The organism is Paenibacillus sp. J22P169, assembly GCF_059691995.1.
The window spans coordinates 182,860-196,039 of record NZ_JCAUAO010000001.1 but is presented as its reverse complement, the minus strand read 5'-3'; the positions used below and the strand labels follow the sequence as shown (position 1 = coordinate 196,039).

Annotated in this window: 16 protein-coding genes; 1 reads left to right on the top strand and 15 read right to left on the bottom strand. The window is 45.1% G+C overall.

The annotated features are described in order from the left end of the window. Nucleotides 1-60 precede the first annotated feature (60 nt). The 4 genes from dprA to AC58QG_RS00980 all read right to left on the bottom strand — a co-directional run bounded on the left by dprA (nt 61) and on the right by AC58QG_RS00980 (nt 3,955). Complete coding sequence (dprA, locus tag AC58QG_RS00995) at nt 61-1,152, bottom strand: DNA-processing protein DprA (RefSeq protein WP_497359924.1); 1,092 nt, start codon at nt 1,150-1,152, stop codon at nt 61-63. Between the two features lie 115 nt (nt 1,153-1,267). Further along, nucleotides 1,268-2,200, bottom strand: a complete 933-nt coding sequence (sucD, locus tag AC58QG_RS00990) for a succinate--CoA ligase subunit alpha (protein ID WP_497343491.1) — start codon at nt 2,198-2,200, stop codon at nt 1,268-1,270. Between the two features lie 50 nt (nt 2,201-2,250). Next, nucleotides 2,251-3,411 carry an ADP-forming succinate--CoA ligase subunit beta gene (gene sucC / locus AC58QG_RS00985; RefSeq protein WP_497359922.1) on the bottom strand — a complete coding sequence of 387 codons (1,161 nt, stop codon included), beginning with the start codon at nt 3,409-3,411 and terminating at the stop codon, nt 2,251-2,253. 286 nt (nt 3,412-3,697) lie between these two features. Continuing rightward, a complete protein-coding gene (locus tag AC58QG_RS00980; RefSeq protein ID WP_497359920.1) occupies nt 3,698-3,955 on the bottom strand; it encodes a hypothetical protein in 258 nt (85 codons plus the stop codon). Between the two features lie 193 nt (nt 3,956-4,148). Here AC58QG_RS00980 and AC58QG_RS00975 point away from each other — a divergent pair, with 193 nt between their 5' ends. Further along, entirely contained in the window at nt 4,149-5,720 is a 1,572-nt protein-coding gene (locus AC58QG_RS00975; protein WP_497362750.1) for a YifB family Mg chelatase-like AAA ATPase, read from the top strand. Nucleotides 5,721-5,790: 70 nt separating this feature from the next. Here the strand turns inward: AC58QG_RS00975 and AC58QG_RS00970 are convergent, their stop codons facing one another. The 11 genes from AC58QG_RS00970 to rpsP form a co-directional block, all read right to left on the bottom strand. After that, nucleotides 5,791-6,168, bottom strand: a complete 378-nt coding sequence (locus AC58QG_RS00970) for a YraN family protein (RefSeq protein ID WP_497359918.1) — start codon at nt 6,166-6,168, stop codon at nt 5,791-5,793. Beyond that, nucleotides 6,165-6,485 carry an EscU/YscU/HrcU family type III secretion system export apparatus switch protein gene (locus AC58QG_RS00965; RefSeq protein ID WP_497359916.1) on the bottom strand — a complete coding sequence of 107 codons (321 nt, stop codon included), beginning with the start codon at nt 6,483-6,485 and terminating at the stop codon, nt 6,165-6,167. Before AC58QG_RS00965 ends, AC58QG_RS00970 begins: the two co-directional genes overlap by 4 nt. Beyond that, entirely contained in the window at nt 6,482-8,317 is a 1,836-nt protein-coding gene (locus tag AC58QG_RS00960) for a TP0910 N-terminal domain-containing protein (protein ID WP_497359914.1), read from the bottom strand. The genes AC58QG_RS00965 and AC58QG_RS00960 overlap by 4 nt, the downstream gene beginning before the upstream one ends. A 74-nt stretch (nt 8,318-8,391) precedes the next feature. Beyond that, nucleotides 8,392-9,039: a ribonuclease HII gene (rnhB, locus tag AC58QG_RS00955; protein WP_497359912.1), complete on the bottom strand. Its 648-nt coding sequence runs from the start codon at nt 9,037-9,039 to the stop codon at nt 8,392-8,394. Nucleotides 9,040-9,173: 134 nt separating this feature from the next. Next, nucleotides 9,174-10,037: a ribosome biogenesis GTPase YlqF gene (gene ylqF, locus AC58QG_RS00950; protein ID WP_056624869.1), complete on the bottom strand. Its 864-nt coding sequence runs from the start codon at nt 10,035-10,037 to the stop codon at nt 9,174-9,176. An 11-nt stretch (nt 10,038-10,048) separates the two neighbouring features. Next, nucleotides 10,049-10,660 (bottom strand): signal peptidase I, encoded by a 612-nt coding sequence (lepB, locus tag AC58QG_RS00945; protein WP_497359910.1) that lies wholly within the window; start codon nt 10,658-10,660, stop codon nt 10,049-10,051. 101 nt (nt 10,661-10,761) lie between these two features. Continuing rightward, nucleotides 10,762-11,103, bottom strand: coding sequence for a 50S ribosomal protein L19 (rplS, locus tag AC58QG_RS00940; RefSeq protein WP_028558249.1), 342 nt, complete (start codon nt 11,101-11,103; stop codon nt 10,762-10,764). 171 nt (nt 11,104-11,274) lie between these two features. Beyond that, nucleotides 11,275-12,030, bottom strand: a complete 756-nt coding sequence (gene trmD, locus AC58QG_RS00935; RefSeq protein WP_497359908.1) for a tRNA (guanosine(37)-N1)-methyltransferase TrmD — start codon at nt 12,028-12,030, stop codon at nt 11,275-11,277. Beyond that, complete coding sequence (gene rimM, locus AC58QG_RS00930) at nt 12,027-12,542, bottom strand: ribosome maturation factor RimM (RefSeq protein ID WP_497362749.1); 516 nt, start codon at nt 12,540-12,542, stop codon at nt 12,027-12,029. Before rimM ends, trmD begins: the two co-directional genes overlap by 4 nt. An 80-nt stretch (nt 12,543-12,622) precedes the next feature. Then, nucleotides 12,623-12,853 (bottom strand): KH domain-containing protein, encoded by a 231-nt coding sequence (locus AC58QG_RS00925; RefSeq protein ID WP_028558246.1) that lies wholly within the window; start codon nt 12,851-12,853, stop codon nt 12,623-12,625. Nucleotides 12,854-12,879: 26 nt separating this feature from the next. After that, nucleotides 12,880-13,152: a 30S ribosomal protein S16 gene (rpsP, locus tag AC58QG_RS00920; RefSeq protein WP_028558245.1), complete on the bottom strand. Its 273-nt coding sequence runs from the start codon at nt 13,150-13,152 to the stop codon at nt 12,880-12,882. Nucleotides 13,153-13,180: the final 28 nt, after the last annotated feature.

The following is a 13,180-nucleotide window of genomic DNA, read 5'->3' as shown; positions in this document are numbered from 1 at the left end:
CCTCCCCTCTTGGTTTCAAGGTAAAGTTTACTTGGCGAGAAGCAAAACTTCGTGATTAGCCTATGCTCGAATGTAAGTTGAACCCGGAAGCTGTTTAATCGCCTTTTTCAATACCAAAGATAACAGAACTGCATGCAAATGTCCAAACGTAAATTGACTGTCTTCTAATAAAGTGTCTATCGAGATCGGTGTATCCGACAACTTTCGAACAATTTCGACTTCATCTTTTGAGAGTATGAAACTCGGTTCTTGCTTCAAAGCAACATTTATTTCATCCACATTTATCATGTGTTTATACTCTTCGACAATTTCTTCTACACAAGTGACTAATTTCGCGCCATCCTTCAAAAGCTTGTGTACACCACTGCTTTGGCGTGAGTTGATTGGACCTGGGACCGCAAAAACATCACGAGAAGCATCTAATGCGAACTCAACAGTGATCAGTGATCCACTATCTTCCGCAGCTTCTACAACAGTAACTCCCAAAGATAATCCAGCAATGATACGATTCCTCTGCGGAAACATACCTGGGTGCATACTAGTGCCAATCGGGTATTCCGAAATAATGACGCCTTCCTGCTCAATATTGCGATATAACAGCGCATTTTCTCGTGGATAGATCACATTAATCGCGCATCCAAGTACAGCCACTGTCTTCGCATTGCCTTGCAGTGCACCAATATGAGCTTTGCTATCTATTCCTCTTGCTAGCCCACTTACAATCCCAAATCCTGCTCTTGAAAGAGAGGCTGCCCACTCTTCTGCGATTTTCTTCCCATACAGAGTTGGTGTCCGTGTTCCCACAATTCCAAGTAAGCGGCCATTTAAAAAGGAAGGATCACCTTTCACATATAACACCCACGGTGGCTGTGCAATCTCCTCCAGGATCGATGGATAATCCTCATCATATCGAGTCATAATCCGAATCGATTGCCTTCTATATAAGTGCAGCTTTTGTTCAATAAACGCAGGGGTTAATCGTGTCGCAATGAGTTCAGCGATAGACGTACGAATGCCACATGAGGCAATTTCAACTGCGGTTAGCCCAATGAGAACACTAGGCTCAGGAAATCGACTTATAAGCTGGTGAATCGTTTTCCACCCAACCCCCTCAAGCTCGTGCAAGCCAATTAAACAGTTGCGATTATCCATTAGTATATACACTCCTTCCATGAATGACAAATCTATGCATCTTAATAAAAATAAAAAAACCTCCCAAATCCCAATAAAGGGAAATGGAAGGTTGCTTACCTTCGTGAAACGAAGCTTATTTTTTTGTGATAACTTTATCTAGCATACCTTTTTCTTCAAGTACGCTAACAAGTGTTGAACCCATCTCAGATGGCGTAGCCGCTACACGGATTCCGCATCTTTCCATCGTCGCAACTTTCTCAGCAGCTGTACCTTTACCACCAGAAATAATGGCACCAGCATGGCCCATACGTTTCCCTGGAGGCGCTGTTTTACCGCCGATGAATCCAACGACAGGTTTCGTCATGTTTGCCGCAACCCACTCCGCTGCTTCTTCTTCAGCCGTACCGCCGATTTCACCGATCATGATAACAGCGTACGTATCTGGATCTTCGTTAAAACGTTTAAGGATGTCGATAAACTCGGAACCTTTAACAGGGTCTCCACCGATACCAACTGCGGAAGATTGTCCAATTCCACGAGTTGTCAATTGATGAACAGCCTCGTAAGTCAATGTTCCAGAACGCGAAACAACACCTACGTGACCTGGTGTATGGATGTAACCTGGCATAATACCGATTTTGCACTCGCCTGGTGTGATGACACCTGGGCAGTTTGGTCCGATAAGAACTGTATTCTTACCTTCTAGGTAACGCTTAACGCGTACCATGTCAAGTACAGGAATACCTTCTGTGATACAGATAACCAATTCAAGCTCAGCTTCAATCGCTTCGATGATGGATTCTGCAGCAAAAGCTGGAGGAACGTAGATAACAGATGCAGTAGCACCCGTTACATTTTTCGCTTCAACAACTGTATTGAAAACTGGCAATTTAACAAGCTCACCATTTTCCAAAGTGATATCAACGGTAGTGCCGCCTTTACCTGGAGTTACGCCACCCACCATTTGCGTGCCGTAGTCTAGACCGCCTTTGGTATGAAACAAACCCGTAGCGCCGGTAATCCCTTGAGTAATGACTTTTGTATGTTTATTGACCAAAATACTCATGATCGATTGTTCACATCCCCTATATGATTCTAAACCGCGCGGGTTTAGTTTTATTTTACTAGTGCAACGATTTTTTGCGCGCCGTCAGCCATGGAATCAGCAGCAACAATGTTCAAGCCGGATTCATTAAGAATCTTTTTACCAAGCTCAACGTTAGTACCTTCAAGACGAACAACTAGTGGACGAGAAAGTCCTAGCTCTCTAGCAGCAGCTACAACACCTTCAGCGATAACGTCACAACGCATGATACCACCAAAAATGTTAACGAAAATCCCTTTAACTTGCTCATCGGAAAGGATGATTTTGAAAGCTTCAGTAACTTTCTCTTTTGTAGCACCGCCCCCTACGTCTAGGAAGTTAGCTGGGTCTCCGCCGTAGTGCTTGATAATGTCCATAGTGGCCATAGCAAGTCCTGCGCCGTTAACCATACAACCGATGTTTCCATCAAGTGCGATGTAGCTAAGGTCATATTTGGAAGCTTGGATTTCTTTCGCATCTTCTTCTTCAAGGTCACGAAGATCAACGATGTCTTTGTGACGGAAAAGAGCGTTAGAATCAAAGTTTAATTTCGCATCAAGTGCCATAACGTCGCCAGAGCCAGTTACAACCAATGGGTTGATTTCTGCAATGGAAGCGTCTTTCTCAACGAATGCTTTGTAAAGAGCAAGCATGAACTTAACTGCTTTGTTTACAAGCTCATTCGGGATATTGATTGCGTAAGCAAGTCTACGTGCTTGGAAGGATTGAAGACCGATTGCTGGGTCAACAACTTCTTTGAAAATTTTCTCAGGAGAGTGCTCAGCTACTTCTTCAATCTCCGTACCGCCTTCTTCAGAAGCCATCAATACGACGCTTCCTGTTGCACGGTCAACAACAACACCTACGTAATATTCTTTCTTAATGTCACAGCCTTCTTCGATCAAAAGGCGTTTAACTTCTTTACCTTCTGGACCTGTTTGGTGAGTGACAAGTACTTTACCTAGAATTTCGCTAGCATATGTACGAACTTCCTCGAGGCTTTTAGCTACCTTAACGCCGCCTGCTTTACCGCGACCTCCGGCATGAATTTGCGCTTTTACTACAACAACGGATGTTCCAAGCTCTTTTGCTGCTTCAACAGCCTCGTCAACTGTAAAAGCAACCTTTCCGTTAGGAACGCTGACTCCGTACTGTCTCAGGACTTCTTTGCCTTGGTACTCATGGATATTCATTTCCTAAATCCTCCTATCAGTATGGACTTTCTATACGTGCTATACAGGGAAAAGTGTAATTTCCAATTGACGTTGTGCACGAGAATATATCTTGCTACCGGAATTAGTATCACACTTCTTCGCAAGCCCTAACCATTGTAACACATTATTTTCGACAGTTTCTTTATTTTTTTCGTTAATCCATTCAAATTTTCCTTTCACACTGAAAAACTTTACCTATCACTTCACAAAATGAAAAAAAAACGTATTTTTCATTTACTGAAAAATACGTCATACTTCAACTTGGTTAATAGAACGAAGTTGGTGGCATATTGACCCGAGGTTCACGCTCTGCTTGCTTAATAAACCGCATTTCGTTCGCAGAAAAGTTGCAGATCAAACACTGAATCGTTGGCTCAGGCTCAGGTATGACGCCTGGATCATGGAATTCGGTAATATTTCCGGACAGTGCGTCCTTCAGAAATGACTGAGAATAGCTCGTAATGACATTAAATTTAATACGATTTGACCGACAATTGGGACAAAAATATGGTTTTTCCTGCATATCATCACCTCATCTTCCAGTATGTGCATGTCGTACGTTTTTAAAACGTAATTGTCTCTCGACAATATTTGCGTAAATTTACCATTTGCGATTATAATTAAAGAAATTAATCGGATCAATGAGGAAGCACCTTTTATCCAATTCGAACTCAGTTCTTGCAACTGTGGATTCCATGGAGAAGAAGGTGTTTTTTATGTATGGCAAAGTCATGAGCGCTTGTTTACAAGGAATTGAAGGACGAACGATCGAAGTAGAGGTCGATATTTCGAGTGGCTTACCTCAAATAAATCTAGTTGGACTCCCAGATTCAGCGATTCGTGAATCGGTGGAACGCGTTCGTTCATCGATTAAAAATTGTGGTTTCACCTTCCCTATGGACCGGATTACGGTAAATCTCGCCCCAGCTGACTTGCGCAAGGAAGGCTCGTCTTTCGATCTTGCGATTGCTGTTGGAATTCTCATCACTACTGGCCAAGTACATATTGAGGGCTATGCATCCACATTATTTCTAGGCGAACTGGCACTAGACGGTTCTCTTCGTCCTATTCCTGGTGTTTTATCTATGGTACATGCTGCCAAGAATACGGGTATTAAGCGAGTTTGCCTATCAACTGCGAACGCCCAAGAAGCTGCATTAATCGAGGGTGTAGAGGTTTGCGTCATAACAAATCTATCTGATTTTAAGGAATGGAACGAATGTTCGCATGACGGTTTTATTTATCATTCTGCTGAGCGTGAATCAAACGAGCTTTCTATCTCTGTCAATAGCCCACTTGGTTATGTTGAAGATTATGCTGACGTTAATGGTCAGCATCAGGTAAAGCGTGCCATGATGATAGCTGCCGCAGGCATGCACAATTTACTTCTCCTTGGTCCTCCAGGAACTGGGAAAACGATGCTTATCAAGCGTCTGCCGTCCATACTTCCACCTTTAACAGATCGGGAAGCACTTGAGGTTACGAAGATTTACAGCGCATCCGGCAAGCTGACTGACCGTTCCACACTGATGCGTGCAAGATCGTTTCGCGCCCCGCACCACTCTATCTCTGCAGCCGGTCTCGTCGGCGGAGGAACCATTCCCAAACCTGGTGAAGTGAGTTTATCTCATAGAGGTATTCTTTTCCTGGACGAGCTGCCGGAATTTACACGAAATGCACTTGAAGTTCTCAGACAGCCACTCGAAGATCGTTATGTAATGATCGCAAGAGCAAGAGCTGTTTATACGTTTCCTTCTCATTTTATTTTGGCTGCTGCTATGAATCCTTGCCCCTGCGGCTACTATGGTGCTGAAACAGAAGCTAATGCTTGCATCTGCAGTCCCGCCAAAATCGTCCACTATCGCTCCAAAATTTCAGGTCCACTTCTTGATCGAATCGATCTCCATGTTGAAGTCCCTAAACCTAGCTATGCCCAACTAAAAGACACGGCTACTAATTTGTCGTCTAGCGAAATGCGAGCTAAGGTGATGCAGGCCCATATCCGACAGCAGAAGCGTTATGTAGGAACAGATATTCAGCATAATAATGAATTAAGCGGAAGATTAATGCGGGAAATTTGTCGATTAACGCCTGAAGGAGATCAGTTATTGCGTACTTCATTCGAGGCATTAGGATTAAGTGCACGCGCGCATGATCGGATATTGCGGCTTGCGCTTACGATTTCGGATCTAGACGGTTGTGATCGTATTCACCCCGCTCATCTTGCAGAAGCCATCCAATATCGGAATTTAGATAAAAACCAACGTATAGATGAGATTGTGATCTAAACTAACCTTATATGTAGAGTCACGATGAAACAATAAAAGCCCTCTGACTTGTCATAAGGCTTCATGACTGTCAAAAGGCTTCTTGAATATGTATAATCTGCGGATCCGTGTTATTTTCTGACATCTCAACTGCAATGACATCGAATTGAATGGATTGCTCGTATTTCTGAAAGCGATGCATATAAAATTGAGCTATTTCACGAACCTTCGCCTGCTTGCGGTAGTCCACGGATTCTTTGGCAGTTCCGAATCGGTTTGAAGGACGTCTTGTTCGCACTTCAACAAATATGAGCTTATTCGACTTCTCTGCAATGATATCGATTTCACCTGAGCGGCAGCGCCAATTTCGCTCGATAATCAGATACTCCCGCTCTACGAGATAGCAGAACGCCAGTTCCTCTCCTTTTTTTCCCAACATTTTGCGATCATCTTTATGCAGTTTGCTCATTTATTCAGGCCTCGCGAAGGTCTCATCCGCTGATCAGATCGATAAATAAAACTAAGCACTTCAGCTACTAATTGATAAAGCTCCGGTGGTATTTCTTGATCTAAATCAAGTTTGGATAGCACCTCAACTAACGATTTATCCTCTTGAATCGGAATACCACTTTCCTTCGCCTTTTGCAAAATGGCTTCAGCCATATGCCCTTTCCCTTTGGCAACGAGGGTTGGGGCCTTCTGTGCTTCTGGTGAATAGCGTAGCGCTACTGCCTTCTTTATCGGGTTAAGCTGCGATTCCTCGGGCGTTTTTTTTGGGGGACTCATGCGCGTACATCAACCCCTTTATAAGTTCTAGGTCGATATAGCTCCCTTAAATCTACACGTCCATCCAAAGTTCCTAGTTTCGTTGCATCTTCCTTACCTTCTTGAATCTCAGGAGGCTTGGGATATGGCGAACATTTTAATGAGATAAATTGATAACCCACACTGTTCATGGCAGCTGCAATTTCTTCTTTGGAAGACTCCATTAAACCAGCTAAAGCCGGATGGTCATTATGAACGTTTAATGAAACAATTTTGTTCACTACTTGAACATCTAGTAACGTATTGCCCATCACCTTCATCTGAAGATCAAACAACAGCCGACAGTTGCTTGCATCCACCTCGCCACGGCTTCCTTTGCGGGATTGGATATGAATTGCTGCTGTTTGTTGACCTGAGTTGTCCAGGAAGGGGACAAACATGGTCATTTGTGTGAACATGGTGTTCTTGTCACTCGTCAGCATTAACTGCTGCCCCGTAATTTGACTGACAGCTTGCTGAGCTGCTTCTTTTAGGGGTGCAGGCGTATCTTCAGATGCTGTGAGTTGAAGCAACAGGCTTTTCAGCGTTTCCGTTGCTGGTTTATCGGTATCGCCTTGTTGTTCAATTGAATTGGTGCTAAAAAGCGAAAAGGAGTTATCTGTCGCTTGTTGGCGCACAGGCATCGGATTGCCGCGCTCGTCCAGCTTAGCGGCGACATGCGATTCATGCTCAACGCCAACGGCTTTGAGCATCCGGCTGATCCAGTTTGTCTCTGGATCAGCCTTTGGAGGCGCTGCGTCGCGCGCCTCTTTAGGGGCAAGCCCACCCTCCTGCTTCGCAGGGTGGGCTTGCAAGGTCAAGGGCGCTGGCGAACCCGCTTGCAGCGGTTCGCCTTGCCTCACAGGCTCAGCGCTTCGCGCCTGAGCCATCAGATCGGCCGCCGGCTTCGCCGAGGCGGTCAGTGTCGCCGCGCCAGCAGCTGGCGGCGCGGTCGGATCTTCGCCCGCTGCTGCTAGCACGGCGGGCGGGGCTGCACCTGCAGCGGCCGCAGGCTCGCTGCCACGCGGCGCAGCCGCTGTCGTGCCACCAGCCTGCGTAGCAGCTGGTGGGCTGGGGGCTTGCGGCGGCGCAGCCGCAGGCTCGTCAGCGGCGGAGGCTGGCGCAGCCGGCTCCTCCGGACGTACAGCTGCGGCCGTAGCACGCAGCTCCTTTAGCAGCGACACAACCTGCTTGGCGGTATCCGCCGCAGGGTGTGTCGGGTCTTGCTCAAGCAGCGCGGTCGCTTGCTGCTCGAGCTTCTCTAACACCTGGCCTGCCGAAGGGCCGATCGTCACTTGCTTGAGAGCTTCCACTGTCGTTGGTGTAAGCGGCAGCCCCTTCTTCGAAGCGAGCACAGCCGCTTGCAGCCATTCTTCTTTATTCGCGCTCTGTGGCATCTCACGCATCACAGACTCGAAAGCTTTCACATTTTCCTTGGACACAGGAACACCTTCCTGCTGTAATTGCTGAACCATTTGACGGTTGCCAGCCGTATCCTTCACTTCAAAGGCTTTGAGTAGCTCACCTAAGGAGTCATCTGCAATCAACACATCTGAAGCAACTAGCGGCTTCAGCAAAATTTGACCACCTTTTGATTCTGGTTGAACCTGCAGCATCGTAACATCACCTTGTTTAAGTGGTGTTTCCAACTTCGCACGGACTTGAGTGCCACCTATATTCATTAGTGCTTCCTGATCACTAAGGATCTGAAGCACAACACCTTTAACAATTTGTCCTACCTTTAATTCGAGTGTCTTTGGATCAGCTGCTGTCAAATCCCCAACCAAATTTCGAATTATTCCACTAATATTCAAACAGGTCACCTCAAATCTGATTACACGTATGTATATTATCGGCGTCAGATGCGATTTTCGTTACATGAGAATGTTTAGATGAACTCAAATAAGAGCTGTTCGGTTTGCACATCGTTCCCTTGCACTTCAAGCTGTGCCATAATTTTACGAATAAATAATTTCCGGTGTAGCGGTGTAGGTCCATATTTCAAAAGCATCTCTCTATGGTGCTTCGTCGCATAACCCTTATGTACTGCAATTCCGTACGCTGGATATTGCTCATCCCATTCCGCGCACATGCGGTCTCTCGTCACTTTGGCGATAATTGAAGCAGCTGCAATGGATTGACTTAACGCATCTCCATGAATAATGGCCGATTGTGGCAGATCCACGTCCACATTCTCTGCATCAACAAGTAAATAATCAGGTTGGTTATCTAGCTTTTCGACTGCTAGTTTCATAGCTAGTCTTGATGCTTGTTTGATATTTAACGCTTCAATGCCATCCACATCTACAATACCGATACCAACTGAAATGGCCTCGTTCATAATCTGGTCAAAAAGCAGTTCTCTTTTCTTTTCCGATAACTTCTTGGAGTCATTGATCCCCTCAAGAACATGTCCCATCGGGAGAATTACAGCCGCTGCCACCACATCTCCAAAGAGACATCCACGCCCAACCTCATCAATACCTGCTATCGCTGTGAAACCTTGTTCCCAAATGTCTTTCTCGTATTCTAGCACGGTTATGCCCCTTTCCTATGCCTTCATTATATAGGATCGGCAGTTCGTCAAGCCACACCCATTTATTTCTACGTTATTCCATAAAAAAAGAAAAACCCAAGGCTATGCCCCAGGTTCTTCCTGCTTCCTCTTACTTAAAATGGTCTTTCCAAGGAAATACGTCCCATTTTCCCAGCTCTCAGATCACGAATTATGATAAGGGATGCTTTGTCCAAATCAACTTTGCCCCCGCTCACAATAGCGCCGCGCTTGCGCCCGATCGCCTCCATGACTTTCACCATTTCCTGAATATTATCCATATCTTCTGGCAGCTCCTGAACACCAAAGCGTTCTTGAATGCCAGCACCATAATGCTGAACCATATATTTAATGGTAAACAAAGCTACATCATCTAAATGCAGAAGCTCTTCCTTGATGGCCCCTGTTGCAGCTAAGCGCATGCCAACCATTTGGTCTTCGAATTTAGGCCACAATATCCCTGGGGTATCCAGCAGATCCATTTCAGTCCCGACCTTAATCCATTGCTGACCTTTGGTCACACCTGGCTTATCTCCGGTTGCAGCAATTTTCTTACCTGCCAACTGATTGATCAACGTGGACTTACCTACATTCGGAATCCCTACAATGAGCGCTCTAATCGCTCGGGGATTAATCCCTTTACGCAGCATCGTCTCAATTTTATGGGCCCAAAGCTGTTTGACTCTAGGCAAAATCTCCTTGACATGCGTTCCGTTCGCAGCGTCAATCGGCAAAGCAGGCAAGCCTTGATCCGCAAAGTATTTCACCCATTCAGCTGTTACTTGAGGGTCAGCAAGATCATTCTTGTTAAGCAACACGAGACGCGGCTTACCTTTCAAAATCTCATCAACCATCGGGTTCCGGCTGGATAACGGGATTCGGGCATCCAAGAGCTCAATCACGACGTCAATCAGTTTAAGCTTTTCCTCGATCTGTCTGCGAGCCTTGGTCATGTGACCGGGAAACCATTGAATGGTCATTTCTCTTCACCTCAAAAATGTATGAAACTAATTTTCTTCACCGGCCAGAAAATCACTTCTGCACGGCCTACGATTTTATTGTAAGGCACAAAGCCAACACTTTTCGTACGACTATCTTTGGAATTCGGTCGATTGTCACCCATGGCAAAGATCTCACCTTCAGGTACTTTCGTTTCAGGGAAATCCAGTAAAGTATTATACGGATGCCCTTCTTTTACTGCTTGATCAATCGCGGCTTGAATATACGGTTGAGCCAATTCTTCTCCGTTAATGTACACCTTGTCCCCTGTAACCTTTACAGTTTCTCCTGGGAGTGCAATGACACGCTTAATATAATCCTTGCCTTCAGGTGCATGGAATACGATGACTTCGCCTCGCTTCGGATCACGAATATCGTACACTATTTTATTGACGATCAATCGCTCACCCGTAAAGAAATTCGGATGCATCGAATCTCCATCAACAATAAATGGGGAGAAGAGGAACCAACGAATAATAATAACAAGTACCCCTGCAATTACTAGCGCTTTAATCCATTCCCACGTTTCACTTTTTGTTTGCACGGTCTTTGCTGGTGCAGCATTGATCGGCTGATTAGGTTGCATTTGATCGTTATGTTCCATCACTGACGGCCTCTCTTCCAGTTTTGGTATGATCTCTATTATGTCCTATTATGTACAGAAAAAATGAAAAGGAGACTTGACTGAACAAGCCCCCCATTTTACTATCGAATTTCTTTAATTCTTGCTGCTTTACCACGAAGACCACGCAGATAATAAAGTTTCGCACGACGAACTTTACCACGGCGAGCCACTTCAATCTTGTCAATCTTCGGAGAATGGAATGGGAAAGTTCTTTCCACACCCACACCGTAAGAAATTTTACGAACTGTAAACGTTTCGCTGATTCCACCGCCGTGGCGTTTAATAACAACACCTTCGAACAGCTGAATACGCTCACGTGTACCCTCGATAACTTTTACGTGTACTTTAAGTGTGTCTCCTGGACGGAAATTAGGAATATCCGTACGGAGTTGCTCTTTCGTAATCTCTTGAATAAGATTCATAGTTGACTCCCTCCTTCCACACAGGTGTTCATTCCGCTAATAGTTAGTAAATCTAAGTTGTTATGCGTAGAGGACCACCAGACTCGAACTGTTGAAAAAATCACAACAGAATATATAATATCATAGTCCAAGGATTAATTCAATAGAGAAGTTTCCGAGGAGCTGCATATCTTATTCCTGCTTCTGCTTCTTCCATTCAGCTACCCACAGCTTCTCCTCTTTGGACAACGTTCTGCCCTCAAGTAAATCAGGCCGACGCTCTAAGGTCCGGATGAGTGACTCCTTGTTCCGCCATTTTTTCACATTGGCATGGTGACCAGATAAGAGCATTTCAGGAACTTCCCAATCTCTGAACTTGGCAGGTCTCGTGTAATGCGGATACTCCAGAAGTCCTGTTGAGAACGAATCCGTCACAGCGGACATCTCATTCCCCAGCACGCCAGGTAAGAGTCTCACTACGCTGTCTATAATGACCATAGCGGGTATTTCACCGCCGGTTAGTACATAATCACCAACGGACAGCTCGTCCGTCACCAGATACTGTCTAATCCGTTCATCATACCCCTCATAATGACCGCAAATAAACACGAGATGCTCTTCACCAGCTAGCTCTTCCGCTTTCTTCTGTGTGAAGGTCTCCCCCTGCGGACATAACAGGATGACCCGCGGCTTTACCGCTACTCCTTCAGCTGTTTCATGCGTTGGCAAGTCTTCGACGGCTCCAAAGATCGGCTCTGGCTTTAGTACCATGCCCCCACCGCCACCATATGGGTAATCATCCACCGTATTATGCTTGTTCGTGGAATAATTTCGAAAATTAACCGTGCTCAGCGAAACAATTCCTTTATCACGCGCTTTTCCTAAAATACTAGAAGAGAACACGCCCTCAAACATTTCTGGGAATAAGGTTAAGACATCAACTCTCATTCCAATAACCCTTCCATCAGATGAATCCGAATTGTTTTGTTCGGAATATCTACCTTAAGAATCACATCATCTATCACGGGTAGTAATAGTTGTTTACCTTTGGGTAAAGAAACCACCCAGACATCATTTGCTCCAGGCGTTAGTATTTCAGAGATCAAACCCAGTTCTTGCTCTTCTTCTGTAACAACTTTACAGCCGATGATTTCGTGATAATAATACTCTCCCTCTTCGAGCGGCTTTTGATTCTTAGCTTCAATTTTAAGCAGAGAGCCTTTAAATTTCTCAACATCGTTAATGTTCGAGAATTGATCAAACAAAACAATAAATACATTCTTATGTAAGCGGGACGTTTTCACCGTCACCGGCGTTTGCTTATTTTGAGAGTCCACAATAATCAAAGAATTCCCAACATCAAAACGTTCAGGAAAATCGGTTTCCGGTACAATTTTTAACTCTCCACGAATGCCGTGGCTATTGACTACTTTACCAACAGTTACAAGTTTATCGGTCATATGCGCTTGCCCAACCTCCACATTAAATTACCTTCTACATATGCGAAAAAAGGCTAGGAATTGAATCCTAACCTCATTTCTTATGAAACGATTTCTACGGCTACCCGCTTCGTTTCTTTCACAGCTGCCGACGTGACAACTGTACGGAGCGATTTCGCAATCTTGCCTTGCTTGCCAATCACTTTACCGACATCGTCGGGATGAACAGAAAGCCTGTACTCGATCTTGTCCTCTTTCTCCACCACAGCGACACGTACCTCTTCCGGATGATCGACAAGAGCCTTAGCAATTACGGTGATAAGATCCTTCATGAACCCACCCTCCGAAAGATAACAGATTACTTCTGTAATTTCAGCTCGTGAAACTTAGTCATCAAACCTGCTTTTGAGAACAGGCTGCGAACTGTATCGGACGGTTGAGCGCCAGTTTGAAGCCATTTAAGCGCTTTTTCCTCATCAAGAACCACAGCTGCTGGTTCAGCAATTGGATTATAAGTACCGATTTCTTCGATAAAACGACCATCACGCGGGGAACGGGAATCCGAAACCACGACACGGTAGAAAGGAGCTTTATGAGCGCCTACACGTTTAAGACGAATACGTACTGCCATTGAAAAATCACCTCCTACTTAGAATAAA

What these genes read in the sequence shown, in the direction of transcription:
- rpsP (WP_028558245.1), bottom strand. Translation starts at nt 13,152, where the DNA reads ATGGCAGTACGTATTCGTCTTAAACGTGTAGGCGCTCATAAAGCTCCT.
- sucC (WP_497359922.1), bottom strand. Translation starts at nt 3,411, where the DNA reads ATGAATATCCATGAGTACCAAGGCAAAGAAGTCCTGAGACAGTACGGA.
- sucD (WP_497343491.1), bottom strand. Translation starts at nt 2,200, where the DNA reads ATGAGTATTTTGGTCAATAAACATACAAAAGTCATTACTCAAGGGATT.
- lepB (WP_497359910.1), bottom strand. Translation starts at nt 10,660, where the DNA reads ATGGAACATAACGATCAAATGCAACCTAATCAGCCGATCAATGCTGCA.
- rplS (WP_028558249.1), bottom strand. Translation starts at nt 11,103, where the DNA reads ATGAATCTTATTCAAGAGATTACGAAAGAGCAACTCCGTACGGATATT.
- AC58QG_RS00970 (WP_497359918.1), bottom strand. Translation starts at nt 6,168, where the DNA reads ATGAGCAAACTGCATAAAGATGATCGCAAAATGTTGGGAAAAAAAGGA.
- AC58QG_RS00975 (WP_497362750.1), top strand. Translation starts at nt 4,149, where the DNA reads ATGTATGGCAAAGTCATGAGCGCTTGTTTACAAGGAATTGAAGGACGA.
- rimM (WP_497362749.1), bottom strand. Translation starts at nt 12,542, where the DNA reads ATGACCGATAAACTTGTAACTGTTGGTAAAGTAGTCAATAGCCACGGC.
- AC58QG_RS00925 (WP_028558246.1), bottom strand. Translation starts at nt 12,853, where the DNA reads ATGAAGGATCTTATCACCGTAATTGCTAAGGCTCTTGTCGATCATCCG.
- AC58QG_RS00965 (WP_497359916.1), bottom strand. Translation starts at nt 6,485, where the DNA reads ATGAGTCCCCCAAAAAAAACGCCCGAGGAATCGCAGCTTAACCCGATA.
- ylqF (WP_056624869.1), bottom strand. Translation starts at nt 10,037, where the DNA reads ATGACCATTCAATGGTTTCCCGGTCACATGACCAAGGCTCGCAGACAG.
- dprA (WP_497359924.1), bottom strand. Translation starts at nt 1,152, where the DNA reads ATGGATAATCGCAACTGTTTAATTGGCTTGCACGAGCTTGAGGGGGTT.
- trmD (WP_497359908.1), bottom strand. Translation starts at nt 12,030, where the DNA reads ATGAGAGTTGATGTCTTAACCTTATTCCCAGAAATGTTTGAGGGCGTG.
- AC58QG_RS00980 (WP_497359920.1), bottom strand. Translation starts at nt 3,955, where the DNA reads ATGCAGGAAAAACCATATTTTTGTCCCAATTGTCGGTCAAATCGTATT.